At 62.1% G+C, this 27,000-nt stretch carries 23 protein-coding genes; 14 read left to right on the top strand and 9 right to left on the bottom strand.

Annotation, left to right across the window (positions count from 1 at the left end; translation table 11 throughout):
- Both ACJJVH_RS25460 and ACJJVH_RS25455 read left to right on the top strand, forming a co-directional pair.
- Nucleotides 1-3,396, top strand: coding sequence for an acyl-[ACP]--phospholipid O-acyltransferase (locus tag ACJJVH_RS25460; protein WP_412065481.1), 3,396 nt, complete (start codon nucleotides 1-3; stop codon nucleotides 3,394-3,396).
- Between the two features lie 127 nt (nucleotides 3,397-3,523).
- Nucleotides 3,524-3,772 (top strand): hypothetical protein, encoded by a 249-nt coding sequence (locus tag ACJJVH_RS25455; RefSeq protein WP_113370636.1) that lies wholly within the window; start codon nucleotides 3,524-3,526, stop codon nucleotides 3,770-3,772.
- 5 nt (nucleotides 3,773-3,777) lie between these two features.
- Here ACJJVH_RS25455 and ACJJVH_RS25450 read toward each other — a convergent pair whose 3' ends face one another.
- From ACJJVH_RS25450 to ACJJVH_RS25440, 3 genes are read right to left on the bottom strand one after another with little or no spacing between them, the layout of a single operon-like run.
- Nucleotides 3,778-4,812 (bottom strand): sensor histidine kinase, encoded by a 1,035-nt coding sequence (locus tag ACJJVH_RS25450; protein ID WP_112798616.1) that lies wholly within the window; start codon nucleotides 4,810-4,812, stop codon nucleotides 3,778-3,780.
- Nucleotides 4,812-5,516 (bottom strand): response regulator, encoded by a 705-nt coding sequence (locus ACJJVH_RS25445; RefSeq protein ID WP_112798614.1) that lies wholly within the window; start codon nucleotides 5,514-5,516, stop codon nucleotides 4,812-4,814. Before ACJJVH_RS25445 ends, ACJJVH_RS25450 begins: the two co-directional genes overlap by 1 nt.
- Nucleotides 5,517-5,561: 45 nt before the next feature.
- The gene (locus ACJJVH_RS25440) at nucleotides 5,562-7,043 is read right to left on the bottom strand and encodes a DUF4173 domain-containing protein (protein ID WP_412065480.1); all 1,482 of its coding nucleotides are present in this window, start codon (nucleotides 7,041-7,043) and stop codon (nucleotides 5,562-5,564) included.
- Nucleotides 7,044-7,790: 747 nt separating this feature from the next.
- On the opposite strand from ACJJVH_RS25440, the gene ACJJVH_RS25435 reads away from it, so the two are divergent.
- A complete protein-coding gene (locus ACJJVH_RS25435) occupies nucleotides 7,791-9,599 on the top strand; it encodes a diguanylate cyclase (protein ID WP_113357787.1) in 1,809 nt (602 codons plus the stop codon).
- A 164-nt stretch (nucleotides 9,600-9,763) separates the two neighbouring features.
- On the opposite strand, the gene ACJJVH_RS25430 is transcribed toward ACJJVH_RS25435, so the two are convergent.
- Entirely contained in the window at nucleotides 9,764-10,573 is an 810-nt protein-coding gene (locus tag ACJJVH_RS25430; RefSeq protein ID WP_412065479.1) for a helix-turn-helix domain-containing protein, read from the bottom strand.
- Between the two features lie 295 nt (nucleotides 10,574-10,868).
- Here ACJJVH_RS25430 and leuA point away from each other — a divergent pair, with 295 nt between their 5' ends.
- Entirely contained in the window at nucleotides 10,869-12,539 is a 1,671-nt protein-coding gene (gene leuA / locus ACJJVH_RS25425; protein ID WP_412065478.1) for a 2-isopropylmalate synthase, read from the top strand.
- Nucleotides 12,540-12,618: 79 nt separating this feature from the next.
- Here the strand turns inward: leuA and ACJJVH_RS25420 are convergent, their stop codons facing one another.
- Both ACJJVH_RS25420 and ACJJVH_RS25415 read right to left on the bottom strand, forming a co-directional pair.
- Nucleotides 12,619-14,283: a DUF4166 domain-containing protein gene (locus ACJJVH_RS25420; protein ID WP_412065477.1), complete on the bottom strand. Its 1,665-nt coding sequence runs from the start codon at nucleotides 14,281-14,283 to the stop codon at nucleotides 12,619-12,621.
- Entirely contained in the window at nucleotides 14,241-14,660 is a 420-nt protein-coding gene (locus ACJJVH_RS25415) for a thiol-disulfide oxidoreductase DCC family protein (RefSeq protein WP_412065476.1), read from the bottom strand. Before ACJJVH_RS25415 ends, ACJJVH_RS25420 begins: the two co-directional genes overlap by 43 nt.
- Nucleotides 14,661-14,822: 162 nt before the next feature.
- Here ACJJVH_RS25415 and ACJJVH_RS25410 point away from each other — a divergent pair, with 162 nt between their 5' ends.
- Both ACJJVH_RS25410 and ACJJVH_RS25405 read left to right on the top strand, forming a co-directional pair.
- Nucleotides 14,823-15,389, top strand: coding sequence for a TetR/AcrR family transcriptional regulator (locus tag ACJJVH_RS25410; protein WP_412065475.1), 567 nt, complete (start codon nucleotides 14,823-14,825; stop codon nucleotides 15,387-15,389).
- A 48-nt stretch (nucleotides 15,390-15,437) separates the two neighbouring features.
- On the top strand, nucleotides 15,438-16,406 hold the full coding sequence (locus ACJJVH_RS25405; protein ID WP_412065474.1) for a quinone oxidoreductase family protein: 969 nt from the start codon (nucleotides 15,438-15,440) through the stop codon (nucleotides 16,404-16,406).
- 97 nt (nucleotides 16,407-16,503) lie between these two features.
- Here ACJJVH_RS25405 and ACJJVH_RS25400 read toward each other — a convergent pair whose 3' ends face one another.
- Nucleotides 16,504-16,758, bottom strand: a complete 255-nt coding sequence (locus ACJJVH_RS25400; protein ID WP_112798597.1) for a GCG_CRPN prefix-to-repeats domain-containing protein — start codon at nucleotides 16,756-16,758, stop codon at nucleotides 16,504-16,506.
- A gap of 333 nt (nucleotides 16,759-17,091) precedes the next feature.
- On the opposite strand from ACJJVH_RS25400, the gene ACJJVH_RS25395 reads away from it, so the two are divergent.
- The 5 genes from ACJJVH_RS25395 (at nucleotide 17,092) to ACJJVH_RS25375 (ending at nucleotide 21,243) form a co-directional block, all read left to right on the top strand.
- The gene (locus ACJJVH_RS25395; RefSeq protein ID WP_113452009.1) at nucleotides 17,092-18,042 is read left to right on the top strand and encodes a sigma-54-dependent Fis family transcriptional regulator; all 951 of its coding nucleotides are present in this window, start codon (nucleotides 17,092-17,094) and stop codon (nucleotides 18,040-18,042) included.
- 156 nt (nucleotides 18,043-18,198) lie between these two features.
- A complete protein-coding gene (gene adh / locus ACJJVH_RS25390; protein WP_113357780.1) occupies nucleotides 18,199-19,707 on the top strand; it encodes an aldehyde dehydrogenase in 1,509 nt (502 codons plus the stop codon).
- An 81-nt stretch (nucleotides 19,708-19,788) separates the two neighbouring features.
- Entirely contained in the window at nucleotides 19,789-20,181 is a 393-nt protein-coding gene (locus tag ACJJVH_RS25385; protein WP_412065473.1) for a DUF779 domain-containing protein, read from the top strand.
- Nucleotides 20,182-20,274: 93 nt separating this feature from the next.
- Nucleotides 20,275-20,871 (top strand): DJ-1/PfpI family protein, encoded by a 597-nt coding sequence (locus ACJJVH_RS25380; RefSeq protein WP_112798591.1) that lies wholly within the window; start codon nucleotides 20,275-20,277, stop codon nucleotides 20,869-20,871.
- A 21-nt stretch (nucleotides 20,872-20,892) separates the two neighbouring features.
- Complete coding sequence (locus ACJJVH_RS25375; RefSeq protein ID WP_112798589.1) at nucleotides 20,893-21,243, top strand: ribbon-helix-helix domain-containing protein; 351 nt, start codon at nucleotides 20,893-20,895, stop codon at nucleotides 21,241-21,243.
- Between the two features lie 9 nt (nucleotides 21,244-21,252).
- Here ACJJVH_RS25375 and ACJJVH_RS25370 read toward each other — a convergent pair whose 3' ends face one another.
- The gene (locus tag ACJJVH_RS25370) at nucleotides 21,253-21,870 is read right to left on the bottom strand and encodes a TetR/AcrR family transcriptional regulator (protein WP_412065472.1); all 618 of its coding nucleotides are present in this window, start codon (nucleotides 21,868-21,870) and stop codon (nucleotides 21,253-21,255) included.
- 61 nt (nucleotides 21,871-21,931) lie between these two features.
- Here ACJJVH_RS25370 and ACJJVH_RS25365 point away from each other — a divergent pair, with 61 nt between their 5' ends.
- Complete coding sequence (locus tag ACJJVH_RS25365) at nucleotides 21,932-22,849, top strand: alpha/beta fold hydrolase (RefSeq protein ID WP_412066223.1); 918 nt, start codon at nucleotides 21,932-21,934, stop codon at nucleotides 22,847-22,849.
- Between the two features lie 80 nt (nucleotides 22,850-22,929).
- Here ACJJVH_RS25365 and ACJJVH_RS25360 read toward each other — a convergent pair whose 3' ends face one another.
- Nucleotides 22,930-23,988 carry an NAD(P)-dependent alcohol dehydrogenase gene (locus ACJJVH_RS25360; protein WP_112798585.1) on the bottom strand — a complete coding sequence of 353 codons (1,059 nt, stop codon included), beginning with the start codon at nucleotides 23,986-23,988 and terminating at the stop codon, nucleotides 22,930-22,932.
- 296 nt (nucleotides 23,989-24,284) lie between these two features.
- Here ACJJVH_RS25360 and ACJJVH_RS25355 point away from each other — a divergent pair, with 296 nt between their 5' ends.
- Both ACJJVH_RS25355 and ACJJVH_RS25350 read left to right on the top strand, forming a co-directional pair.
- Nucleotides 24,285-25,292 (top strand): aldo/keto reductase, encoded by a 1,008-nt coding sequence (locus ACJJVH_RS25355; protein ID WP_412065471.1) that lies wholly within the window; start codon nucleotides 24,285-24,287, stop codon nucleotides 25,290-25,292.
- Between the two features lie 102 nt (nucleotides 25,293-25,394).
- Nucleotides 25,395-26,897 carry a helix-turn-helix transcriptional regulator gene (locus ACJJVH_RS25350; RefSeq protein WP_112798581.1) on the top strand — a complete coding sequence of 501 codons (1,503 nt, stop codon included), beginning with the start codon at nucleotides 25,395-25,397 and terminating at the stop codon, nucleotides 26,895-26,897.
- The last annotated feature ends 103 nt before the right edge of the window (nucleotides 26,898-27,000 follow it).

Raw genomic sequence — 27,000 nt, 5'->3', positions numbered from 1 at the left:
ATGCAAACGCACCTGATGAGATCGAGGAAATTCGCGCCGCTGTTCTGGACGCAGTTTCTCACCGCCTTTAACGATAATTTCCTCAAGCAGACATTGGTTTTCGTCATTCTCGCGCAAATGGCGACGGAAGGTGCGGCGCTGGTGACGCTTGCCGGCGGCATTTTCATCGTGCCGTTTTTGCTCCTGTCGGCGATCGCCGGCGAGCTCGCCGACAAATACGACAAGGCCAAGATGGCCGAGCTTTTGAAGCGCTGCGAGCTCGGGGTCGCGGCCATTTCCGTCGTCGGCATCGCATTCTCGTCGATCTGGCTCCTGATGCTCGCCCTCTTCGGCTTCGGCGTCATTTCCTCCCTTTTCGGACCGATCAAATACGGCATCCTGCCGGATCATCTGGAAAACCGGGATCTCCCGAAGGCCAATGCGTGGATCGAGGGCGGCACCTTCATCGCCATCCTGACCGGCACCATGGTCGCCGCCGTTGCTTTCCGCGAGGGCGAGAATGTCTGGATCTTCGGTCCGATGATGATGGGACTTTCGATCCTCTGCTGGTTTGCCGCGCGCATGATTCCCTCGACCGGCTCCAAGGCACCTGATCTGGTTATCGACACAAACGTCGTGCGCTCCAGCTACCGGCTGGTCAACGAGCTGCGCGCCGACAGCCGCATCTGGCGCGCCTCGCTGATGAATTGCTGGTTCTGGTTCGTCGGCGCTTTCATCATGTCGATGCTGCCGGTCATGGTCACCGATATTCTCGGCGGCTCGGAAATCGTCGTTCCCGCCTATCTGGCGATCTTCGCCGTGTCCGTCGCCATCGGCTCGGCCATTGCGGGCTGGATGGCCGCTGGCCGCATCGTGCTTCTGCCGGCGCCTGTCGGCATGCTGATCGTTGCTCTCTTCGGTCTCGATCTCGGCTGGAACCTGTGGGGCCTTCAGTCGACCGCCCACGCCGAGACCATTCTCGGCTTCTTCGAGGGGGCGAAAACCATTCGCGTGGCCATCGATCTCGCCGGCATGGCAATCGGCGGCGCTTTCCTTGCCGTTCCGACCTTCGCGGCCATGCAGAGCTGGGCAAACGAGGATCGGCGCGCCCGCGTCATCGGCGCAGCAAACGTGCTGTCCGCTCTTTTCATCGCCGTGGGCCTGGCACTGGTGGCTGTCCTGCAGGCCGTCGGCCTGTCGGTTCCGCTGATCATTCTCAGCATCTCCGTGCTCAACATCGCGGTTGCCTGGGTCATGCTGAAAATGCTGCCGACCAACGCCTTCCGCGACCTCATCTCCATCATCTTCCGCGCTTTCATGCGGCTGGAGGTCGAGGGGCTGGAAAATATCCGCAAGGCAGGGCCGGCGCCGATCATCGCCTTGAACCATGTGAGCCTGCTCGACGGTGCGCTGGCGCTCGCCATCACCGAGGAAGAGCCCGTCTTCGCCATCGACTATGCCTTCGCCAAGAAATGGTGGATGCGGCCACTTTTGAAGATGTGCAAGTTCCTGCCGCTCGATCCGACGAAGCCGATGGCGACGCGCTCGCTGATCAAGGTGATCCAGGACGGCAGCCCGATCGGCATCTTTCCGGAGGGCCGTCTGACCGTTACCGGCACGCTGATGAAGGTCTATGACGGCGCGGCCATGGTTGCCGACAAGACCGGCGCGATGATCGTGCCTGTTCGCATCGACGGCCTTGAAAAGAGCTACGCCTCCTACCTGACATCGAGCCACGTTCGCCGCCGCCTCTTCCCCAAGGTCAAGGTGACGATCCTCGAGCCCGTCAAACTCGAGGTTCCGGCGGAGCTCAAGGGCAGGAAGCGCCGCATTGCCGCCGGTGCTGCTCTCTATCAGATCATGTCGACGCTGATGTTCCGCACCGCCGATACGAACAACACCGTTCTTGGCCGCGTCATCGAAAGCGCCCACGAATATGGCGGCAAGAAACTTGCCGTCGAGGATCCGATTGCCGGCAAGCTCTCCTATGCCAAGCTTCTCACCGGTGCTGCGGTGCTGGGTGCGAAGTTCAAGAAGATGTTTCCGAACGAAAAGACGCTGGGCGTCATGTTGCCGAATGCCAACGGTACGGCCGCGACCGTCCTCGGAGTCATGTCGGCGGGCAAGGTTCCGGCCATGCTGAACTTTACCACCGGTGCGGCCAATATCCTGTCCGCCTGCCGGACCGCCGAGGTCAGGCATGTGCTCTGCTCGCGCGCCTTCATCACGCAGGCCAAGCTCGGCCCGGTGGTCGAGGAACTCGAAAAGCAAGTGACGTTCGTCTGGCTGGATGAGCTGCGCACGCAGGTCACGTTCCTCGACAAGATTTTCGGCCTCATCCGTAAGTACCGGCCACTGGTCAAGCGCAGCGCGGACGATACCGCCGTCATCCTCTTCACCTCCGGCTCCGAAGGTGCGCCGAAGGGCGTGGTGCTGACGCACCGCAATATCCTGTCGAACGCAGCCCAGGCGGCTTCGCGGATCGACTTCCATCCGGGCGACAAGGTGTTCAACATCCTGCCGATGTTCCACTCCTTCGGCCTGACGGCGGGCACGATCCTGCCGCTGGTTTCGGGCGTGCCGGTCTTCCTCTATCCGTCGCCGCTGCACTATCGCATCGTGCCGGAGTTGATCTACGTCTCGAACGCCACCATCGTCTTCGGCACGGATACGTTCCTGAACGGCTATGCGCGCACCGCCCATCCGTACGACCTGCGGTCGATCCGCTACATCTTCTCGGGTGCCGAACCGGTCAAGGCCTCGACCCGAGAGGTCTATATGGAGAAATTCGGCCTGCGCATCCTGGAAGGCTACGGCGTGACCGAGGCGGCGCCGGTGATCTCGCTGAACACGCCGATGTACAACCGCACGGGAACGGTCGGCAAGATCATGCCGGGCATGGAATGGAAGCTCGAACCGGTTCCGGGCATCGAGGAGGGCGGCCGTCTTCTGATCCGCGGCGCCAATGTCATGGCCGGCTACCTGCGCGCCGACAATCCCGGTGTCCTCGAACCGCTGCCGGAAGGCTGGCACGATACCGGCGACATCGTCACCATCGACGAGGACGGTTTCGTCAAGATCCGCGGCCGCGCCAAGCGCTTCGCCAAGATCGGCGGCGAGATGGTCTCGCTCGCTGCGGTGGAGACCCTTGCCACTCAACTCTGGCCGGGTGCCCTCAGCGTCGTCTCGGCCATACCCGACCCGAAGAAGGGCGAACGGCTGGTGCTCCTGACCGATGCGCCGGACGCCACGCGAGCCGATTTCCTGGCCTTCGCCAAATCGAAGGGCGCCACGGAAATGATGGTTCCCGCCGAGGTGACCGTCGGCAAGGTTCCGGTTCTCGGCTCCGGCAAGGTCGATTTCGTCACGGCCCGCGCGATGGCGTTGGAAGCTCAAGCGCAGTCGCAGGCAGCGTAGACCATCGATCTTGCAACGATGGAGCGGTCGATGGTTTCAGCCATCGGCCGCTTATAGTCTGACGAAACGCCACATAGGATGCTATGTAAATGCAGAGCGAACTTGGCGTGATATTGGAATGGCCCCCTTGCGATACGCACTCATCATTGTGTCATTAAGTCTCTTTGGTTTTGCAATTTACCACTTCTATATCGGCGCCACGATGTCTCTTCCCGCGATCGCGGAAGCTTGCGAGGCGTTTGATCAATCGGCGCATGAGAAAGGCTGCTTCCCTGAATTGGGACACTTTTTGTTCGGGTTCATTTTTCTCGGCCCAGCCATGATTATCGGTATTCTGGCTTTGGCTTTAAGGAAGAAACCGCCGCTAAAGTTGTGAATGAGTTATTCGCCGGCAGTTGAGGGCAACGACGGACAGGGCAGACCGATCTGAAACGTTGAGCCGTCCTTGCTCGTGTCCAGCAGCTCGATGCTGCCGCCATGCGAGGCGAGCATCGCCCGGACGATGCCGAGGCCCATGCCCGTGCCGCCATCGTCCCGCCGCGTCGAGAAGAAGGGTTCAAAGATGCGATCCCGATTACCGTCGGCAATGCCGCGTCCATTGTCGCGCACCTGGATTGTCGTTCGTCGCCCTTCGTCGCTTGCCTCGATCGCAAGGGTCGTCGCGCCGTTTTGAACGGCATTCTCGGCCAGATTGACAAAGATGATGCCGGCCGCTTCGCCGGGCAGCGCCAGCATCTCGTCGGCACTTCCCTGACTGATGACGGAGAGTGGGTGAAACCGCATTTCGAGCTGTGCTACAATGTCGCGAAGGCTGGTGGAGTCTTGCTCTGGTGGAAGCTCGGCTTTTGCCAGCTCCCGCAGGCGTGACAACAATCGATCCAGCCGCTCGGTATCGGCAATGATGTTTGCGAGGAAGCGGTCGCGCTGCTCCGGGCTCATCGGATGATCGGCGTCATCGTCACGCAGCAGTTCCGCCGCGCCCTTAATCGAGGTCAACGGCGATTTCAGTTCATGGGAAACGTGGGCGGCAAAGGAGCGGACATAATCGGAATGATCGACAAGCTTGCCGGCGAGGTCGAGAAAGCTCTGCGAGAGCGTCGCGACTTCGCGCGTGCCGTAGATTTCGAGCGGCCGGATTGCGGAGCGCCCGCCGCGGGCGATTTCGTCCGTGCGGGCGATCAATGCGTTGATCGGCACAGTCAGGGTGCGCGTCAGCACATAGGCGACGCCCAAGGTCAGGATCAGAACGGCGGCAAGCGTCGCAATCTCTGCCGGTGCCATTGCGCCGGAGGCCGCCCGGACCACGCGAAACCAGATGATGGTGAGCATCGGAAGCGTCATGACGGTCAAAAGCACGGCATAGACGATGAGGGCGAGCGGCGGCCGCCATTTCGGCTTGACCCGTGGCGCACGCATCAGGCGCTTCCTTCCATGCCCGATGTCAGCTTGAAGCCGATCCCGTGCACCGTGGCGATGATTCCCTTGCCTCCGGCGGCCGAAAGCTTGGCGCGGATGTTGCGGATATGGCTGTCGATGGTGCGGTCGGCGACCTGCATGTCGGCCCCGTAAGCCGCCTCCATCAGCTGGTCGCGGCTGAAGACGATTTCGGGACGCGACAGCAGCGTGTCGAGGATCGCGAATTCGAGTGCCGTCAGGGACAGCGGCATATCGGCGAAACTTGCGGTGCGGCCGCCGCGATTGAGCCGCAACGATCCCATGGAAACGGAGCCGTTGTTCGTAGCCGGCTCCAGGCCGTGTCCGCTGCGCTTGAGGATGGTCCGCACCCGTGCAACGAGTTCGCGCGGGCTGAAGGGTTTGGTGACATAGTCGTCGCCACCGATCTCGAGGCCCAAAACCCGGTCGATTTCCTCATCGCGCGCCGACAGGAACAGGATCGGAAGGTCGGAGCTTTTCCGGATGCGGCGGCAGACTTCCAGCCCATCCATCTCGGGCATGCCGACATCGAGCACGATCAGATCGAGACCGCCCCTGTGAAAGGCCATCATCGCCTCCGTGCCGTTACGGGCGGTCGTCGTCTTCATGCCGGCGCGATCGAGCGCGAAGCAGATCACGTCGCGGATATTGGGTTCGTCGTCGACGACAAGGATGCGCTGTGCCATGCGATGCCTGCTTTGGTTCCGTTGCTCGTTTTCCTCGTTTCGGTGTCATCTGGCAAGGGTTGCGTTGTTCCTGAGGTAGTCGTCGAGGCGAGCGGCGCGATATGTCCAGCTTCGCCAATCAACTGAACGTCCCTCATGCTGCCATTGAAGCGCTTCGCGTACCCTGCGGACATCCTGGTCGGCAGGCAGCGAGGCCAGATAGGTATCGAGCGCCGGGATGGCCGCAGGCCCGAGCGTAGAGAGATAGTCGAGATCGAGACTGATGCCTTCGCCAGATATTTCCCGGCTGTGAGCGACATTGAAGCGGGCGATGAAGGCGGGAATGTCGGCGAGCGCGGCGGCGTAGAGCGTCATGACCAGCGTGGCGGAACTGAGCGCGATCAGCCATTCGTTGGAGCGATGCAGCAGGATGCGCAGGAGGATGAGGAAGAGGCCGAGCGCGACGAGGCCCATCCATATGCCGGCCGCAACGCGCAGCTCGGTCAGCGAATAGGCTTCGACGTAGAGATCGAGCCGCAGGATGGAGGAAAGGCAGAGCAGGATGTTCTGCGCAATCCACAGGTGCACGAGGCCGCGAAGCAGGGCGCTGCCATCGCCCGGCCCGCCTCGGCGCATGGCGGCAAGCACGAAGGCGGCGGCGAGGATTGCGGTGAGCATCAGCGGATAAGCGCCGCGATGGGCGTATTCGGCATGCGTCATGCCGTCGGGCAGGCTGGCACCGCCCCACAGATAGGTAAGATCGAGCAGCGTCTGCACCGCAAAAAGCGCATTGAATACGACAAGCGAGCGCAGCAATGTCGCGTGGCCGAACAGTCCTTCCTTGAATTTTGGCAGCTCATGCACGGTCTGGAGCCGATCGGCGCGGCGCCGTATCAGGCGCGGGCGAAGCAGCAGGCCGAGGAAGGCTGCGACCAGCAGCCAGAAGCCGATGCGCCAGAGGCTGAGCAACCGCAGCAGAAAGGTCAGATCGATGCTGCGCAGGGTCTTGTCGATCAGCGGATTGGCTGCCGCGAAAAGGGCAAGGAAGCCTGCGGCAAAGCCCAGAGGCACGATCCAGCCGCGAAGATGATGCCAGAGGCCTTGCGAGGGTGGTTTTCCCAGATGCCGCAGCCGGCGGTAGCTTGTCCGGCGAAACGGCCGCTGCGGCACATCCAGAAGAAAGCGCAGCAGCACGAGCGGCAAACGTGTCCATTGCCGGGGCAGAAGTCCGCAGGCGCCGAGAGAAACGCAGGCAAGGGTGAGCAGGCTGATCGTGATGCCCGCCCAGGATGCTGTTTCGACAAGCGGTATGGATGCGGCGACGCTGAAAGCCAGAAACGTCGAGGCTCTTAAAAAGGATAGCCGACTTCTGGAGCAGATCAGCAGGCCACCGGCAACGGCATTGGCAAAGAGAAAGAGATTGAGGCCCGGCTTCCTGTCGAAAAGGAGGATGTCTGCCAGTATGACGAGGGCAAGAAGGATCAGAAATTTGCGATTGGATTTGCTGGCGGGAGTGGTGAGAAGAGCGGCTGCATCCTGGATGCTCATCGGCATCGGCTCCTTGCTGTTCGTTCGGCAGCGATGAAAGGAATGATCCTGGCTCCCTGAATGGGCGGATCGGCCTGAGGGCGACGAGCGTCCACAAGCCACCAGCCCTCCTTGAGAAGGCGGCGTGGCAGGCAAACGGGCGGGGCGGCTTTTTCGGGTGTTTTGCTCATGATGCGACCATGGCGCGCGTCTTTGCAGAAACTGTGCAGGGCCGGAGGAGCTATTCAGGAAAATTCGCGAGGCTGAAACGTCCGAATTATCCGTCGTGTGCGAGATCCGGACAATAGGAGCCGCCGGGCGGTCGACCTTGGTCGGAGGAATTAGCGGAATATCGAGCGGCTGTCTCAAAAAGGGGCAATCATGTGTGGAACTTAAGCTTGCGTTTTCCAGCTTCCGGTCACCCTATGGATTGCCGGTCTGAAAATCGATTTGTTGTCCGCGCTGTCGTATTCACCCCTGACGACAGCCGGGAGTCCTGGAAGCGGCCTTCAGCCGCGACCGGGACTTCCGTCAGAGGCCAGCGCTCTCGGCAGCTCGTCATCGATGCGACATGGAGGGCTGCCGGACCGCCGAAGTGCAAGATCTCGAGCGCTCAAGGATTGGGGATTGCCGAAATATCTGCGTCGAATAAGCCGGTAATCGGCTTTCCACGCCGCTTGTTCAGGCTTTATCGTATAAGCAGGTGTCATGATGGACGGCTCGGCAAAAGACTCCGGCGACACATGAGCCAGGCGCAGAGGACGGCATATGAGAATCACGACAATTACGAACTGGGCCTACGGTATCACCGTGGTTCTGACCGTGCTGTCCGCTGCGGCTTTCATTTTATCAGCTCGAAGCGCTGTCCAGGAAAGGCAGGCGGTCGAACAGCACCTGCTGCTGAACAGCATGGGCGAGGAGCTTGCGCTCGGGGCCGAGGAAACGACGGATGAGGCCCGCCTCTATGTCATGCGCGGCGAGGCCAGGCATCTCGATGCTTTCACCGTCGACGAGGGCGAAGAGCGCCGCCGCGACACGGCGATCAACAAACTGCGGGGCCTCGGTATTCCCGATGCCGAACTTCAGGTGGTCGAGCAGGTGGCGGCCAATGCGGAGGCGCTGGATAAAGTGGAGGAAGCAGCGGTCGCCGCCTATACCGGCGGCAATCAGGCCGGTGCGCGCGACACCCTGTTCGGCCCCGAGCACGAACGCACCCAGATGGCGCTCCTCAACAGCGTCGGCCAGTTTCGCGCCTTGGCGACGGCGCGCACCGAGGCCGCCGTCCGATCTGCGCAGGCGCGCAGCGACCTATGGGCCGATGTCGCCAAGGTGATGCTTGCGTTGACAGCGGCGATCTTTCTCGGCGTGCTCTACTTCATATTGCGGCGGCGGGTCGCATTGCCGCTGGTTCGCATGACGGGGATCGTCAACCGGCTGGCAAATCAGGATTATGCCGTCGAAGTGCCGACCGATCGCCGCCGCGACGAGATAGGCGAGATGAACGACGCCATCCAGATCTTCCGCGAGAACGGTCTGGAGCGGAACCGGCTGGACGCCGAGCGCAAGCGGGATCTTCAGACCAAGGATCTCATTTTGCAGATGATGCATCGCCTGCAAGCCTGCTACGCCCAGAGCGAGCTTGCCGAAGTGGTCGCGCTCTTCGTTCCGCAGATCTTTCCCGGTATCGCCGGTTGCCTCTACACGATGAACGAGAGCAGGACGACGCTGACGGAAGTCAGCCGCTGGCTCGATCCTGCCCATACCCAGCCTTCTTTTGCCGCGTCGGCCTGCTGGGGTCTGCGCCGTGGCCGGCCGCATGTCAGCCATGTGGCGGACAACGACATTCCCTGCCAGCATCTGGACGATTCCGGCATGCCGGGCCTTTGCGTTCCCCTGACGGCGCTCGGCGAGGCGATCGGCCTGCTTTACTTCGAGGATCGTTCGAAGGATGCGACGGCTGCCGATGCGCCGCGGCTCTATCTGGAGCTGATTGCCGAGAACATCGGTCTTGCCATTGCAAATCTTCAGCTGCGCGACAGGCTCATCAATCTTGCCGTGCGCGATGCGCTGACCGGCCTGCTCAACAGGCGCTCCCTGGATGAAACGCTGAACAATCTTCACCGGGATCAATCCGCTCGCACGGTCATCTGCATGATGATCGACATCGATCATTTCAAGCGCTTCAACGATGAGTTCGGCCACGATGCCGGCGACGAGGTGCTGCGTCATGTCGGGCAGATCGTCGCCGACACTGTCGGCGAAGCCGGCACCGTCTACAGGTTCGGCGGCGAGGAATTGACGGTTATCGCCACCGATATGACGGACGAGACAGGTTTTGCGCTTGCGGAGAAGCTTCGTATACGGGTGTTCGGTACGCCTTTTTCCTATCGCGGGCGCATCGTCGGGCCGCTTTCCGTTTCCATCGGTATCGCCTCTTCTCCGGTTTCGGGGCCGACCACGACCTTGATCAACCGCGCGGATGGAGCCTTGCTGAAGGCAAAGTTGAACGGCCGCAACAGAACCGTCGCCGCTTTTGTGATCGAGACGGACGCGGGCGCGAGAATGGGGCAGGGGTGATTGGAAGGGGGCGAATGTAGGCGCGGAAACGCGGCTTGATCGCTTTTTCGACCGAACACGGTTTGGGCTATGACAGGCTGCAGCTTCCTGAACCGGCAATCTGCGCCTTCCGAATGTTGGCAGCTTGGCCGATGGCCGATAGAGGACCGCCTTCGGCGATGTCCTCATTTCGGCCCGGCTGGGGATGCCATGGGCTGAAAATAATCTCTCGGCGAGCGTCCAAGCGATCGCCGGAACATGGCGGAAAAGGCGCTTGGGCTTTCGTAGCCGCATTCCAACGCGATATCGAGAATGCTCCGGCCTTCCGCCAGCAAAGTCAGCGCTTTCAACATTCGTGCCTGCTGTCGCCACCGGCCAAGGCTCAAACCGGTCTCGCGTTGAAAGAGCCGCATGAGGGTTGCCCGGCTCATGTTCAGCCCGGCCGCTGCCCTTTCGATAGGAATGGTGTTTGCTAGATCGCCGAGCATGGCCTCGCAGAAGGCGGTCAGGGCCGGATGTCTCGGCCGCGGCAAGCTCAATGGCTGTGCGGGCAGAAAGGCGAGTTCGAGAAGCAGCAGGCGAATGACTGCTTCGGTCATTTCCCCATGGGCAGGTTTCCCCGCAAGATCGGCGAGTTTCAGGATGAGCTCGCGCAGCAAAGGCGTAACCTCCACGACCATGCACTCTTTCGGGAGAGCCGCGTTGCTTGCGGCATCGATCAGAAGCGAACGAAATTGAACGTTCGTATGGCTTGCCGTCACATGCTCGATATGCGGTGGCAACCAGACGGCGCGACTTGGCGGCACGACCCATGTGCCGTTGTCCGTGGTCAGCGACACGACGCCGTTGACGGCATAGAGCAGCTGGGCGTGCGGATGGCTGTGTCTTTGGCTGGAGAAGCGCTGTTGGTCATGCGCGATAACGGCGACGCCTTCGGTGACGCTGGTGCCAAACCGAAGATAGGCCTGATCCTTTTGCGACGATAAATGATCCATGCGCGTGAGAATATCAAAGCCGTTGGCGATATCCTAGGCGTCCTTTCAAGTAGGAAATCTCGCCAGGTGTTTGCCTTATCCCACAATCTGTATCGATCGGACCGGCCGCGCCGCGCAGCTGCCGCATCGATGCGTATATGGGCAGGCGGCGAGGCTTCCACCACCGCACACGTATTTTCCCAGCTTTCCGTTGCACTGCGACTTAGCCGCGGTCGCCGGGCCTGACGGCATCCCGGCGACCGTAGGCTGCTGTCTTCTCTTTTCCCGAATTGACCCAGATGCAACGGAACGGCTCATGCTGAAGAATCCCGAAACCAAATATCGCCCCTTTGTCTCCCCCATCGAGCTGCCGGATCGGCAATGGCCGAACAGGCGGCTTACCAAAGCGCCGCGCTGGCTCTCCACGGATCTGCGCGACGGAAACCAGGCGCTCGCCAATCCCATGGATGTCGAGCGCAAGCTGCGCTTCCATGACATGCTGCTCGCCTCCGGCTTCAAGGAGATCGAGGTTGCCTTTCCGTCGGCCTCGCAGATCGAATTCGATTTCGTGCGCGCGCTGATCGAGGAGGATCGCATCCCCGAGGATGTGACGATACAGGTGTTGACCCAGTCGCGCGCCGATCTCATTGCCCGTACTTTCGAGTCCCTGACGGGCGCCCGAAAGGCCATCGTCCATCTCTACAATGCAACGGCACCGCTTTTCCGGCGCGTCGTCTTCGGCATGGAGCGGCATGAAATCGTCGATCTCGCCATCAGCGGCGTCACGGCGATGCTGGAGGAAAGCCTCAAGCGGCCGGAGACCGACTGGACTTTCGAATATTCGCCGGAGACCTTCTGCGCCACCGAGCCGGATTTTGCGCTGGAAATCTGCGAACGCGTGCTCGATGTCTGGCAGCCGACCGTGGATCGCCCCGTCATCCTCAATTTGCCGGCGACGGTCGAGGTTGCGATGCCGAATGTCTATGCCGACCAGATCGAATGGTTCTGCCGCAATGTTTCGCGCCGCGAGGCTGTCGTCATCAGTGTCCATCCGCATAATGATCGCGGCACGGCGGTTGCCTCCGCCGAACAGGCGCTCCTTGCCGGCGCGGATCGTGTCGAAGGCTGCCTCTTCGGCAATGGCGAGCGCACCGGTAATGTCGATCTGGTGACGCTGGCCCTCAATCTCTATACGCAGGGCATCGACCCCGGCCTCTCTTTTCCCTCGATCCGAGAGGTGGTCAAGACGGTCGAATATTGCAACGGATTGCCCGTTCACCCGCGCCATCCCTATGCGGGCGAGCTGGTGCACACTGCCTTCTCCGGTTCGCATCAGGATGCCATCCGCAAGGGATTTGCCATGCACGAACGCCGCAACGACGGCATATGGGAAATGCCCTATCTGCCGGTCGATCCCGCCGATATCGGCGAAAGCTACGAAGCCGTCATCCGCGTCAACAGCCAGTCGGGAAAGGGTGGCGTCGCCTGGGTGATCGAGCAGGACAAGGGCCTGAAGCTGCCGCGCGCCCTGCAGATCGATTTCAGCAGGCGCGTGCAGCGTCTCGCCGATGAGACCAAGCGGGAGCTGTCGGCCGAGGATATCTGGGTGGCGTTCGTGCGCGCCTATCATGTCGACGATACCGACTTCGCGCTTGTCGACTACGAGGGCGGATTCCGCAAGGGTGCGGGCGCCGAGCGCGTCTTCACCGGGCGGATTCGGCATGGCACCAGGGACGTCGCCGTCAGCGGCCGCGGCAACGGGCTCGTCTCGGCGGTGCTTGCCGCGATGGACGAGGCGTTCGGCGTGACGCTCGCCGTCATCGACTATCAGGAGCATGCGCTGCGTCGTGGCAGCGACGCGAAGGCCGCCAGCTATCTGCAATGCGCGCGGCCGGACGGCACGCAGGTCTTCGGCGTCGGCATCGATGACGATGTGGCGACCGCGACCGTCAAGGCCGTCTTGAGCGCTGCAAGCTCAATCGGTTGACAATCGTCCGTTGCATTCGTGCCATCGGCCGCACACCGGCCGATGGCAGCCGGCTTTGGATTGAGGGTAACGGTTCGAATCACTCGATCGGCTGCAGCCAGCCTCGATAGTGAACGACCGGGCCGATGAACGGCAGGGCTATCGGCACGTCGAACTGGAAACGGCCGTTCTCGGTCCATTCGCGGGCGACGCTTCGAGGCGCGAGAAAGAGCGGCAAGGGAATGCGCAGGAGCGACCATTGCCGCATCTCCATGCCGAGCCCGTTGCCGCGAGAAGGAAGATCGAATGCGAAGCGGAAGGGTCCGAAGCGTTCGACGAGGCGGCCATTATCCTCGCTCAAATGGCTTGAGAAGCGCTGGCCGGAAAAGTTCCGCGTCCATTGTTCGATGCCATTGTGTTCCTCGAAGGAGACATATAACGCGTGCTTTCCGGCGGCAGGAAAGCCGAATGCTCCGGCGACGAGCCGGGCAGCAAGGGACCGGCCGCGGGTCACGATCGCCTCGCCTTCGGCGCCGCCGTCTCCGAAGACCTCATGCATGGTGCGCACCGGCTCGGACAGATGCGCGAATGCGGGGCCCATGACACGCCGATAGAGCGGCGTATAGGACGCTTCCGTCGTTTCCTCGCCGATTGCCAAGTCGCGAAACAATGCCCGAAAATCATCGAGGGACAGAAGCCCGCCGGCATGACGGGCGCCGGGTGGGACGCGGCCGTCGCGCAGCGCGCGTGCCAGCAATTGCGCCGGAAGGGTGGGGATTTCCACGCCATCGCCGTTTTCGGCAATGAGTGTCCAGCGGCGGGATCGCATTCTTCCGTGCCGGATTCCCTTTATCTCGATCGTCACGGCGGAGCGCGCCGTGCCGAGCCGCGCGGTCAATCCCTGTAAGGGCAGCAGAAAGCGGCTTATCTGCCTGAGCGACGTCAGCCAGCCCCAGGCGACCGGCCAGGACAGCAGCCATAGGGCCAGCGTCTGGAAAGCAAATTCCGGTCCGGCCCGAAAGATGACGCTCGGACGTCCGGCCATGCCGTCGACCAGCAGGTCGTGATCCGGCACATCGGCCAGTGCCACGAGCCGGTGCAAGGGGCTATGCCCGGAGACCGCGTAGGTTTCGCGCTTCAGCATGTGCCAGCCGGTTCGGTTTTGCCAGTGCCGGCCGCGCCAGAGCCGCACGGGTTTGCCGACATAGCTGAGGATCGCCGATGCCACCGAGGCGCCTGCGGCCGCACGGTTCGAGGCGCTGATCGACATGTCTATCGAGCGAAGCGCCTGCATGCCCTCGGCAAGGTCTGCCACGACCGCGCTCGAGAGAGCCGGCACACTCGACGCGCCGGAGATGACGGCAACGCCGGCAGCCGTGGCCTGTTCGTCGAGCGAGCCGATCGCGCCGACGAAATCGCGGGCATCGGCAAGATCGATGTAGTGGACGCCGGCCCTTACGCAGGCCCGCGCGACCCGGTCGTCGCTTTTCTGGAAGGGGCCGGCAGCATCGATGAGCAAAAAGGGCCGGTGCTCGTCGAGGACAGCAGCGATATCGCCGTTGCGATCGGCCTGCAGCGCGGTCGCGTTCGGCAATCGGGAAGCGAGCGCCTTTGCCGCTTCAAGATTGCGCCCGGCGACCAGAATCCCGAAGCCATCGCCTGCAAGGCGTCGCGACAGGCGCGCGCCGAACCCGCCGTAGCCGCCAAGGATGAGGATCTTTCTCAAAGGATGCGGCTCGCCTGCTCCGGCGTCGGCAGCCAGCATGTTTCGCGCCTGCCGAAGATGCGGTAGCGGTTGCGCGCAAGCCAATGGTAGGCCGGGTCGCGCAGCATGCGCGGCACGAGGCGCAGCAGGGACATCGCCTTCCACGGCCAGCCGAGGCCGGCATAGATGGCGAGCACCGCATCGCTGTCGCGCAGCACATTTGCGCCTTCCACGATGATCAGGCTGTCCGGATTGGCCGGGTCGATGCCGCAGCGCCGATAGAGAGCGGCGCCGGTCTCGTTCTGCATGGAGGCGAAGCGGAAGCGGCCGCCATCGTCGTGGCGCAGGACGAACCGGGCATTGGCGGAGCATAGGACACACATGGCATCGAATACGATGATCGGCCCTTGATCCTCGATGATGTCGTTTTTGCTCATGCTGGCGCCGGCGTTTTCCATAACCCGTCTGTCCGTAGTCTTGCCTGGTTGAGTCGCCTTCGTCAATTGCACGCACGAGGATGCGTCGATAGCGCACGGACAAAAGATCGTGAGACGCGCATTATTCTTGACCAATCGTTCCGGAATACCTATCTTGCCTCCATGGCAAGACCAAAAGAATTCGATACGGCGACGGCTTTGGATGCGGCAATCGAGGTTTTTCGCGACAAGGGTTATGCCGCGACGTCGGCCTCCACGCTCGTCGGCGCGCTTCATATCGGCCGCCAGAGCCTCTATGACACATTCGGCGACAAATGGCGCCTGTATCTCGAAGCCGTGCGGCGCTACTCCGCTCAGGAGACCGATGCGCATCTTGCTGCGTTGAAGACAGGCCCGCGGGCTATGGATGGCATCGAGGCCATGTTGGCGCGCGTCGTGGCCACGGCCTCCGAAACCTGCCTCGGCGTCGGTTCCATCTGCGAGTTCGGAACCACGCAGCCGGAGCTTACGAAAATCCATGAGGCCGCAGGCCGGCGTCTGCATTCGGCCATCCTGGACCGGGTGCAGGCAGCCCGGAAGGAGGGCGGCATTGCCTCCGTCATCGATCCGGAACAGGCAGCGCAGTTCGTGACCGCGAACATCGCCGCAATCCGCGTGGCAGCCAGAGCCGGCTCGTCGGGCAAGGATCTTGCCGCTCTTGCCCGCCTTGCCCTTCGCGGATTGCGCTAGAAAATTTTTTGCCAAATTATGGAACGATCAGTCAAATAAGGAGACAAAATGAAATCGATCGTCATGACCGCCGCGGGCGGACCCGATGTCCTGCAGCTTGTCGATGGACCGGACCCGATTCCCGGTGCGGGAGAGGTTCTGGTGCAGGTACATGCCGCTGGTGTGAACTTCATGGATATCGGCGTACGCCAGGGAAAAGCCTGGACGCATCTGCCGGAGCCCAAGACGCTTGGCGTCGAGGGCGCGGGCCGCGTGGTTGCGCTGGGAAAGGATGTGGAAAGCGTCAAGGTTGGCGACCGTGTCGCCTGGGTCTATGCGCCCGGTAGCTATGCCGAGAGGGTCGTCATGCCCGAAACGTCATTGGTGCAGGTGCCCGACGCGATCGACGACCGCACGGCTGCGGCCATTATGATGCAGGGCCTGACCGCCAGCCATTTCGCGACCGATTTCTATCCCGTGCAGCCAGGCGATTTCGCCCTCGTTCACGCCGCTGCGGGCGGTCTCGGCCTGCTCCTGACGCAGATCGTCAAATTGCGCGGCGGGCACGTTATCGGCCGCGTTTCCAGCGCGGAGAAGGTCGAGATCGCGAAATCCGCAGGCGCCGATCATGTGATCGTGGATACCGAAGGCAAATTCGCCGAAGAGGCCATTCGCCTGTCCGGCGGCGAGGGCGTGCATGTCGTCTATGACGGCTCCGGCCCGACGACGTTTCAAGGATCGCTGGATTCCCTCCGGCGGTCGGGAACCTTCTGCTGGTTCGGCCCGGTACTGGGCGGGCCCGGCCCCATCGATATCATGAGCCTGCCGCGCAGCATCAAGCTCGGCTATGCCGTCTTCTTCGATCATATTCACACACCGGATCTGTTCAGGTCACATTCCGCCCGGCTTTTCGAATGGATCGAACAAGGCAGGCTGAAGGTGAACATAGGCGGCATCTACCCCCTGCCGGAGGCTCGGCGCGCGCATGAGGATATGGAGGGCCGCAGGACCACGGGAAAATTGCTTCTGCTGCCTTGAGCGGGCCGCGGCAATGTGGCTGTCGAGCAGCCGGCGAGGATGCGGCCCGATCTTTAGGACCGGGTCGCATTCCTGTCAGGCAAGGGGCTCAGGAGGCTTAGCGGTAACGCCAGCCGCCATGCCACCGCTCGCGGTGTATCCAATAGCGGTGTCCATCCCAATAGCCGCGTCCGGGATAGAAGATGCCGACGGCCGGCCCAGCCGGTACGACGACGACCGGACGTCCGTTCGGGCGGCAATAGCCATAGGGGCCGCGATGAAAGCCGATGCCGCACCCATCGCGAGCCTCGGCCGGCGAGATCGCCGCGAAGCAGGCCGTTACCGCAAAAGCCAGCAGAATGATCTTTTTCATGATGTCCTCATTGATCCTTGAAGAGCTTACGCTGTTATCCCTTCAGCATTTAAACGGCCGGGACCGGCAAATCCGTCGCTGCTATCGAGAATTCCGACATGAAACCGGTTTTGCGACCGCGGATTTCCGCTCCGCTTTCCCTGATGCGAGGTTGCCCCCACTGAGGAATGCGGCCGCCGGGGCGGGTGACGAAGGATGAGCGGCATCGAAAAAGACTGCGTCGCCAGTCAGATAACGGCGAAAACCCGCATTCTCCGGCGAAAGGCATCGGAAGGATTGCCACGGCCGGCTTTTTTAGCGACAATTGACGCGGCGTTCGGTGGGAGGAGCCAAATGCACGAATATTCCGCGCATGCGGATCAGGTCTATGCATCGGCGCAATCGGCGGCGGCAAGTTCGCCGGTCGTCGCCTCATGGAGGCGGTGCATGACGATGCATCGTCTTGCACCGGAAGACAAGCGTCTGCCGATGCGCCTGACCGGCCAGGAATTCCAGGCGGCGCTGGAGCGGTCGCAGCGGCTGGTCGCCGAGGCATCGAGCGAACTGGATCGTCTGTTCCTTGCAGTCGGCAAGGCCGGGTGCTGCCTGCTGCTGACCGACCGTGACGGCATCGCGCTCGAGCGTCGCGGAGCGACGGCCGACGACAAGGAGTTTCACGATCTTGGCCTGTGGACCGGCTCGGTCTGGACCGAGGCAAGCATCGGCACCAACGGCATCGGCACGGCGCTTGCCGACGAGCGGGCCGTGGCGATCTTTCGAGATCAGCACTTTTTCAGCTCCAATATCGACCTGAGCTGCACCACGGCGCCGATCCGCGACCATCGCGGACAGCTTGCGGGCGCGCTCGACATTTCCACCTGCCGCGCCGATGTCAACGACGCGACCTTGATGATCCTGTCGCAGACCGTACGCGATGCGGCGCTGCGCATAGAGCTCAACCTTTTCCGCAATGCCTTTGCCGGCGCCCGCTTCGTCATGGTGCCGACGGATACGGCTTCCACCTCCGCGCTGCTGGCGGTCGACCGCAACGACCTCGTGCTCGGCGCGACGCGAGCGGCCCGCCTTGCGCTGAGGCTCGACGATCACCGCATTGCCGCGGGAATTCCCGCGTCGGATGTCCTGCGTGAGCAGCGCGCCGCGAATGAAGACCTGCTGGAGGCCGAACGGGCCGCACTGCTGCGGGCGCTTTCCCGCGCCAATGGCAATGTTTCGCAGGCTGCTTCGGCCCTCGGCATGAGCCGTTCGACACTGCATCGGAAGATGAAACGGCTCAATCTGCACTGAATTGCCGGCGAATGCGTATTTGCGCGGACAGATGTCGCAGAGTTGCGACACTGTGCGCTGCAGCATGGCGGGCTACCTCTATCCCCCGAAGGCGCATGCACTCAAACTTGCGGCATTAGGTTCACTTACCGGACCTGCCGACCAAGGGAGGATGGCATGCTGCATCAGAAGATCGTCGAATCTCCGTTCAAGCTCAGATATGGCAACTATATCGGGGGCGAGTGGCGCGAGCCCATCGGTGGAAAATATTTCGACAATGTCACGCCGATCACCGGCGGCAAGCTCTGCGAAATTCCGCGCTCCGACGAGAAGGACATCAACGCCGCTCTCGACGCCGCCCATGCGGCGAAGGACAAATGGGGCCGGACAGCCGTCGCCGAGCGCTCCAATATCCTGATGAAGATCGCCCAGCGCATGGAAGACAAGCTGGAAGTGCTGGCGCAGGCGGAAAGCTGGGACAACGGCAAGCCGATCCGCGAGACCATGGCGGCCGACATTCCGCTTGCCATCGATCATTTCCGCTATTTCGCCTCCTGCATCCGTGCACAGGAAGGTTCGATCGGCGAGATCGATCACGATACCGTCGCCTATCACTTCCATGAGCCGCTCGGGGTCGTCGGGCAGATCATTCCCTGGAACTTCCCGATCCTGATGGCGGCCTGGAAGCTGGCACCCGCGCTTGCCGCCGGCAATTGCGTCGTCATCAAGCCCGCCGAGCAGACGCCTGCTTCGCTTCTCGTCTGGGCCGAGCTGGTCGGCGATCTCCTGCCGCCCGGCGTTCTCAACATCGTCAACGGCTTCGGCCTGGAGGCCGGCAAGCCGCTGGCGACCAGCCCGCGTATCGCCAAGATCGCCTTTACCGGCGAGACGACGACCGGCCGGCTGATCATGCAATATGCCAGCCAGAACCTCATCCCCGTCACGCTCGAGCTCGGCGGCAAGTCGCCGAACATCTTCTTCGCCGACGTCGCGGCCGAGGACGATGATTTCTTCGACAAGGCGCTCGAAGGCTTTGCGATGTTCGCTCTCAATCAGGGCGAGGTCTGCACATGCCCCAGCCGTGCGCTGATCCAGGAATCGGTCTACGACCGCTTCATGGAGCGGGCGGTCAAGCGCGTGGAGGCCATCAAGCAGGGCAATCCGCTGGATTCCGCGACCATGATCGGCGCCCAGGCGTCGAGCGAGCAGATGGAAAAGATCCTCTCCTACCTCGATATCGGCAAGCAGGAAGGCGCCGAAGTGCTGACGGGCGGCGCGCGCGCCGATCTCGGCGGCGAGCTGTCGAGCGGTTACTACATCAAGCCGACCATCTTCAAGGGCCACAACAAGATGCGTGTGTTCCAGGAGGAGATCTTCGGCCCGGTCGTGTCGGTGACGACCTTCAAGGACGAGAAGGAAGCGCTTGAAATCGCCAACGACACGCTCTACGGCCTCGGCGCCGGCGTCTGGACGCGTGACGGCAACCGCGCCTATCGCTTCGGTCGCGAAATCCAGGCCGGTCGCGTCTGGACCAATTGCTACCATGCCTATCCGGCGCACGCCGCCTTCGGCGGCTACAAGCAATCGGGCATCGGCCGCGAGACGCACAAGATGATGCTCGATCACTATCAGCAGACCAAGAACATGCTGGTCAGCTACAGCACGAAGGCGCTCGGCTTCTTCTGAGACCTCCCAACGACGCCAACAAGGCTCCCAGCGGCAGCTGGGGGCCTTCGGGCATTTGCACACCGGCGATGGAGGATGGTCATGGACGGCAATGGATCGGAGCCGCGGGTGCTGGCGACCGACAAGGCGCTCGAGCTGATCCGCGAGATACAGCAGGAGCACCCCGATATTCTGTTTCATCAGTCGGGCGGCTGCTGCGACGGTTCCTCGCCGATGTGCTATCCGGCGAACGAATTCATGGTCGGCGACAACGACGTCAAGCTCGGCGAGATCGGCGGCGTGCCCGTCTATATCAGCGGCAGCCAGTTCGAAGCCTGGAAGCACACACAGCTCATCATCGACGTCGTGCCGGGACGCGGCGGCATGTTCTCCCTCGATAACGGTCGCGAGAAGCGGTTTCTGACCCGCTCCCGCCTCTTCGGCGGCGGCGAGGCTTGCGCAATCCCGGAGATTCGTCGTCCGCCGACCCGGTAACGACATCGGATGGGTGGTGTAGTATTCGCCTAATACCCATGCTGCCCGGCGCTTTGCTAGAGTGCCGCCTGTTGGTTCCAAGGGAGGAAGACGATGCCAGCAGCAAAGATCCTGATGATTACCGGTGACTTCACCGAGGACTACGAAACCATGGTGCCGTTTCAGACGCTGCTTGCCTGCGGCTATACGGTCCATGCCGTTTGCCCCGGTAAGAATGCCGGCGAAACGGTGGCAACGGCCATTCACGATTTCGAAGGCGATCAGACCTACTCCGAAAAGCGCGGCCATAATTTTGCATTGAATGCGACGTTTGCCAGCGTCCGCGCCGAGGATTACGATGCGCTCGTCATTCCGGGTGGCCGTGCTCCGGAATATCTCCGTTTGAATCCCGAGGTCATCAAGGCAGTGCAACACTTCTTCGAGGCGGAGAAACCGGTCGCCGCCATTTGCCACGGCGCGCAATTGCTGGCTGCCGCCGGCGTCCTCAAGGGGCGTACCTGCTCGGCCTACCCCGCCTGCCGCCCCGAAGTGGAGCTTGCCGGCGGCACGTATGCCGATATTGCCATCAACGACGCCGTCGCCGACGGCAATCTCGTTACCGCGCCGGCCTGGCCGGCTCATCCGGCATGGTTGCGCCAGTTCATGGCCGTGCTCGATGCCAGCGCCTTGTCGAAAGCGGACGCAGCCTGAGGCTAATGAGGGGAGACGCGCATGTGCGAGTTGTTCATCAAGGCCGATGCCGGGCTCTGGGAAAGCACCACGCGCTCCCTGCGCATCGATGGCATGGTGACGAGCGTCAGGCTGGAAAACTTCTTCTGGTCGAAGCTGGAGGAAATCGCCCGGCGTGACGGCATGAACGTGGTGCAGCTGATTACCAAGCTGCACCATGAATCGATCGACGCCGGCCACGATCTCGGCAATTTCACGTCGTTCCTGCGTGTCTGCTGCGCGCGTTATCTCGACCTGCAGCTTGCCGGCGATATTTCGAGAGATCTTTCCAAACCTATCGCCGGCGTCGACGCTCCTGCCATTCTGGGGCGGGAGCGTTTGAAATATCATTGATCGCGCCGGTCATGCCGCGCCTTTCGGGCTGCCCCCGTTTGCTTTTGCATCCGGCAATCGCTCGGCAATGAGCCGCACCACGGCCTCTGCCGCAGTTTCCATATAGCTCGGATCGCGATGGAGCAGGACGGCGGCAAACGAGCCGTCGAGGAGCAGCATGACCTGGCGTGCGAGTGACGAAGTGTCGCCATTCACGCCTGCTTCGGCAAGGACCGAACACAGCCAGTCCTCCACACGCTTCTTGTGGGCGCGGGCCGCAACCAGGGCCGGATGTCCGGGCAGGTTGACGAGCTCCACCGAGGTCCGCAGGAAGCCGCAACCCTTCCATCTGGCATTCCGTGCCGATTGCGCCAGATGGCGAAAAATGCCGGCAATCCTCTCGGCGGCATTGCCTTCAGCCTCATCGAACCAGCGTTTGAAGAGGGCAAGGTTCGGCTCGTCGCGCGCTTGAAGATGGGCGGCGATCAGATCGTCCTTGCTGCGGAAATGATAGTAGAGGGTGCGCTTGGTGACGCCGGCCTTCTCGGCGATGGCATCGACGCTGATTGCGCGGATGCCGTCGCGATGGAAGAGTTTTCCGGCGGCCTGAAGAATGCGCTCGCGTGTCGGCTGGGAGCTGTCTCTCATGGTTCAACGTATACCGGGTAGTGAATATACACAACGCGGCGATCGTTCCATCTTGTCGGCCATGAGCCGGCAACCTCTCCCATCTTCGAACGCAAGCAACCCGACGGTTTCCATCCGCTGCGAGGATGGGGTCGTTCTCGGCGGTCACTTCTGGCGGTCCGAGACGGAGAGGCCGGACGGCAGCGTGATCGTCAATCCGGCCACGGGCGTTCTCGCGCGTTATTATCATCGCTATGCGCAATTTCTCGTGCGGCATGGATTCGATGTCCTGACCTTCGACTATCGCGGCATCGGCCAGTCGCGCCCGCCGCAGCTGCGCGGTGCCGGCTATCGCTGGCGGGATTGGGGAGAGCAGGATTTCGACGCCGCGCTCCGGTGGATGGCCAAGCATCGACGCAATGGACCGCTTACGGTGGTGGGTCACAGCATTGGCGGCTTCCTTCCGGGACTGGCCGAAAGTGCCCCGATGATCGACAGAATGCTGACGGTCGGCGCTCAATATGCCTGGTGGGGTGATTATATGGCAAGCAGGCGGCTTGCCCTGCTGTTCAAATGGCATGTCGCCATGCCGATGGTCACGGCGGCTTGCGGTTATTTTCCGGGCCGGCGGCTCGGCTGGCTGGAAGATCTTCCGAAAGGCGTGGCAAATGAGTGGAGCTTTCGCGGCCGCTGCTTCGAGCGCAGCCATCCGGCCGGCGAGCGGCAGGCCGCGCTACGGCGCATGGCGGCGGTCAAAGCCCCGATTCTGGCCGTTGTGGTTTCGGACGACGAACTCGGCACGATCCCGGCAGTTCACCGCGCCCTGAATTATTACAAAGGCGCGCAACGCATGTCGGTGCTGCTGCACCCGGCGGATTTCGGCCACGATGCGATCGGCCATTTCGGCCTGTTCCATGACCGCTATACGGACAGTTTCTGGGCCGATACGCTTTCCTGGCTGCGGGAGGGCCGTAATCCCTGGCCCTCCCGTATTTCCTGAGCATCGGCCCGGAACGTCTCTCGACGCAAGAGAAATGCGGCGCCGAGACATTCGTCGGGCAAGCTCCGTCCGGCGGCCTCTCAGGCCGCGGCGGATACGGAGAGCGACGCCATGTCGATCACGAAGCGGTAGGGAATATCCGCACGCTGCAAGGTGGCGAAAGCGTCGTTGATTTCTTCCGGCCGGATGATCCGGCATTCGGGGAGAATGCCCTTGCGCGCGCAGAAATCGATCACTTCCTGCGTTTCGCGCATGCCGCCGATCGGCGAGCCGGCAATCCGGCGTCTGCCGACGAGGAGGGGAAGGCCGTTCACCTCACCCCAGGGGCCGACCTGTCCGACCACGACCAGCGTGCCGTCGACATCCAGAAGCGGCGTGTAGGTATCGAGATCGTGCTTGACGGGAACCGTATCGATGATCAGGTCAAAGGCGTTGGCGGCGGCATTCATCGCGCCCGCATTGGTCGAGATCAGGAAATCGTCCGCGCCGATGTCGCGGGCGATCTTCTCCTTGTCGGGCGAGCGCGAGATCATCGTCACCCTGGCGCCCATGGCAGCGGCAAGCTTGACGGCCATGTGGCCGAGGCCGCCCATGCCGATGACGCCGACCCGGCTGTGCGGACCGACATTCCAGGTGCGAAGCGGCGAATAGGTGGTGATGCCGGCGCACAGTATCGGCGCGGTGCGGGAGAGATCCATGCCCTCGGGCACGGTGCAGACGAACTCCTCGCGCACGACGATATGCTTGGAATAGCCGCCTTTTGTGATCGACCCGTCGATACGGTCGGGAGCGCTGTAAGTGCCCGTGTTGCCTTCGCGGCAGAATTGCTCTTCGCCGCGGCGGCATTGGTCGCAATGCTGGCAACTGTCGACCATGCAGCCGACCGCGCCGTGATCGCCGATCCTGAACTTGGTGACGTCGCTGCCGACCTCGATCACGCGGCCGACGATTTCATGGCCCGGCACGAGCGGATAGCTCGAAAAGCCCCAATCGTTGTGCGCCATGTGGACATCCGAATGGCAGATCCCGGCGTAGACGATCTCCATTACGACGTCGTTCGGGCGCGGCGCGCGCCGCTCGAAGGAATAGGGCTCCAGCGGAGTCTCCGCAGAAGTGCACGCATAGCCAATGGTCTTCATGTTCCGTCCGCCTTTTGTGTGTTGGGGAGCGCCTCTGCGCCACCCATTGATTTTCGGGAGAGAAACTAGCCGAAGCCAGCTTCCACGTTAAGACAGGCAATTGCGACCGATGTCATTCCGTTCTTCATCAACGGCATGAAGGCGCCCGGGCAAGCGAACGCGGAAGGCCGGTCGGTAAACCCCCATTATCCGGATTCGCGAATTCTAAAATCACAAATCTGTGCTTAATTCCTTTGTTTGACAAACTTACATATTGGGGTGGATATATGTCGCTTGAGCCGGTCGGGGGACCATACATGCATCTTGATGATTATGTCGCACTCGGCCGCTCGCAGTTGCGCGTCAGTCCGCTCGGGCTCGGAACGATGACTTTCGATGCGGATGCGAGCTGGCATTTGCGCGACAACGGGTATGCGGCAATTCTGGATCGCTATCTCGGTCTCGGCGGCAATTATCTCGATACCGGCAGCGGAGAGGTCAAAGCGGCTGGCCAGACGGTTGTCGGCAATTATCTTGCCCAGAGACCGGCCCAGCGCGACCGGCTTGTGATCGCCGCCAAATTCAGCATCGATCGGCAGGGCGTTGAGCCCGGCCGCAAGGCCGTGATCGCCGGCGTCGAGCAGGCATTGCGACGGCTGCGCACTGATCGCCTCGATCTCTATTGGCTGAACAACTGGGATATCCGGACCCCGCTGGAGGAGGTGCTGGCGGCTCTTCACGATCTCACCCAGTCCGGGAAACTGCGTTACTTCGGCATCGCCGACACACCGGCCTGGAAGGTTGCGCATGCGCAACTGCTTGCGCAATGCAACGGCTGGGCTCCGTTCATTGGTCTGCAGATCGAATATTCCCTGGCGGCACGGCTGTTTGAAATGGAACTCGTGCCAATGGCGCGAGGATTGGGGCTGGGCGTAGTTTCGCATTCGCCGTTGAGCGGCGGCCTCATCAGCGGCCAGTATACTCGCGCCGCCAATCGGGACGTAAAGGCGGGTCATGCGGCGCAGCTGGCGCGACGGCCCGACGAGCAGGACCTTGAAATCGTCGACGCCTTGTTGCGTATTGCCGGCGAGCTCGGCACCACCACCGCCCGCGTAGCCCTTGCCTGGGCAATGGCCCGGCCGGGAGTGGCTTCAACCGTCATCGGCATACATACGTTGGAACAGCTCGATGACGATATCGGCGCGCTGCTGGTCCGGCTTTCGCCGGAGCAGACGGCAACGCTCGACGCGCTCACGCTTCCAACGCATTCCGCTGCCCTGCCGCTACCCTTGCAGGATGCCGCGCCCTTGTGCTGCGTGGACTGAACCGCAGCCGGCGATCCTTGCGAGCGTCTGCCGGCGAAAGCAATGGGTTCTTTTCTCGCGCGGCCCTCCTATCTAAGTTGCCAGTACCAAGCGAGGCAAAAGATGAGCGATGGGCCACAGCCGCCGAATGTGAACCGAAACGTCCTGCGGGAACTCATTTCGGGATTGAGCGACGGCATCATCCTGCTCGATCCCGCCGGCACGATTTCGTGGGCGAACGGTGCGGCGCTGCAAATGCATCGGGTTTCGGCCATCGAAGATCTGGGCGGCGATGCGACCGGCTATCGGCAGGCTTTCACGCTGCGCTACCGCAACAACCATCTGCTCGAAGAGGGGCAATATCCGATCGAGCGCCTGCTGAAAGGCGAGACGTTCGAAGACGTGACCGTCGAGATATCGCCGGCCGCCGACCTGGATCTCGTCTGGGTACATACCGCCCGCAGCCTGGTCATTGCCGATTCCGGCAACCGCCCGGACGTGCTTGCTCTCATCATTCGCGACGAGACGCCGCTGTTCGAGGCGGAAGAGCGTTTCGAGCGGGCTTTCAATGCCAATCCGGCGCCGGGTCTCATCTGCCGCCTCGATGATCTTCGCTTCATCCGGGTAAACCAGGGCTTCGTCGAGATGACGACCTATGCCAAGGATGACATCATCGGAAAGACCATCGAAGAGATGAGGCTTTTTGCCAATTGCGATACCGGCGAGGACGCCTTGGCGAAGCTTGCGGAGGGTCGGCTGATCCGTCAGCGCGAGACGTTGATTCCATTGCCCGGCGGCGGCGACCGGCTCGTCATCATCGCCGGCGAGCCCATCGCCGTCGGCGAGGAGCCATGCATGCTCTTCACCTTCGCCGATCTCGACGCGCGGCGGAAAGCTCAGAACGCGCTTCGGCAAAGCGAGGAGCGTTTCTCGAAATCATTCCGGCTCTCGCCGGCGCCGGCGGCTATTTCGCGTCTCGACGGTTTCGTCTTTACCGAGGTCAATGACGCCTTCGTCCAGCTTTCGGGCTACGGCCTTGAAGAGATCGTCGGAAAGACGGCCAGCGAGCTGCGGCTGTGGGACGATGTTGCCGCCCGGCGCGGCATGGAGCGGAAGCTGATCGACAACATGCCTATTCGGGACGAGACGATGCGGATGAAGCAGAAGGACGGCGGGAGCGCGGATTGCCTCGTCTCGGCCGAGCGTGTCGAAATCAACGATCAGCAGTGCGTCATCTGGTCGTTGCAGGATGTGACCGAGCGCATGCGCAGCGAAGCCGAACTTGTCGAGGCGATCGAGAGCGTCATGGCCGATACCTCGTGGTTCAGCCGTTCCATCGTGGACCGGCTTGCGACCTTGCGGCAGGTATCCGACGGCAAGGTGCCGTCGGCCCAGATCCTTGATCTCAGCGAGCGCGAGAGGGAAATCCTCGCCTTGATCTGCCGTGGCCAAAGCGACGCCGAAATGAGCGAGACGCTACATCTGTCCAGAAATACGATCCGCAACCATGTGGCGTCGCTCTACGCCAAGATCGGAGTCAATCGGCGTTCGGCCGCCGTGATATGGGCGCGCGAGCGCGGATTCACAGGCATGCCGGGTGTTTCGAAGGGCCGGAAACCGAAATAGAGCGGTATTCGATGGGCCGAGCTGCGGCGGACGGTGGGCAATCGTGGCATCGAGCCTCAAAAAGGCTGTTTTCTACCAGTACAAATAGTAGTTTCTGCTCTGC

The organism is Rhizobium sp. SYY.PMSO (assembly GCF_046840415.1).
Lineage (GTDB): Bacteria > Pseudomonadota > Alphaproteobacteria > Rhizobiales > Rhizobiaceae > Rhizobium.
Note: the sequence above shows the minus strand (reverse complement) of the source record. Positions and strands in the feature narration are given on the sequence as shown.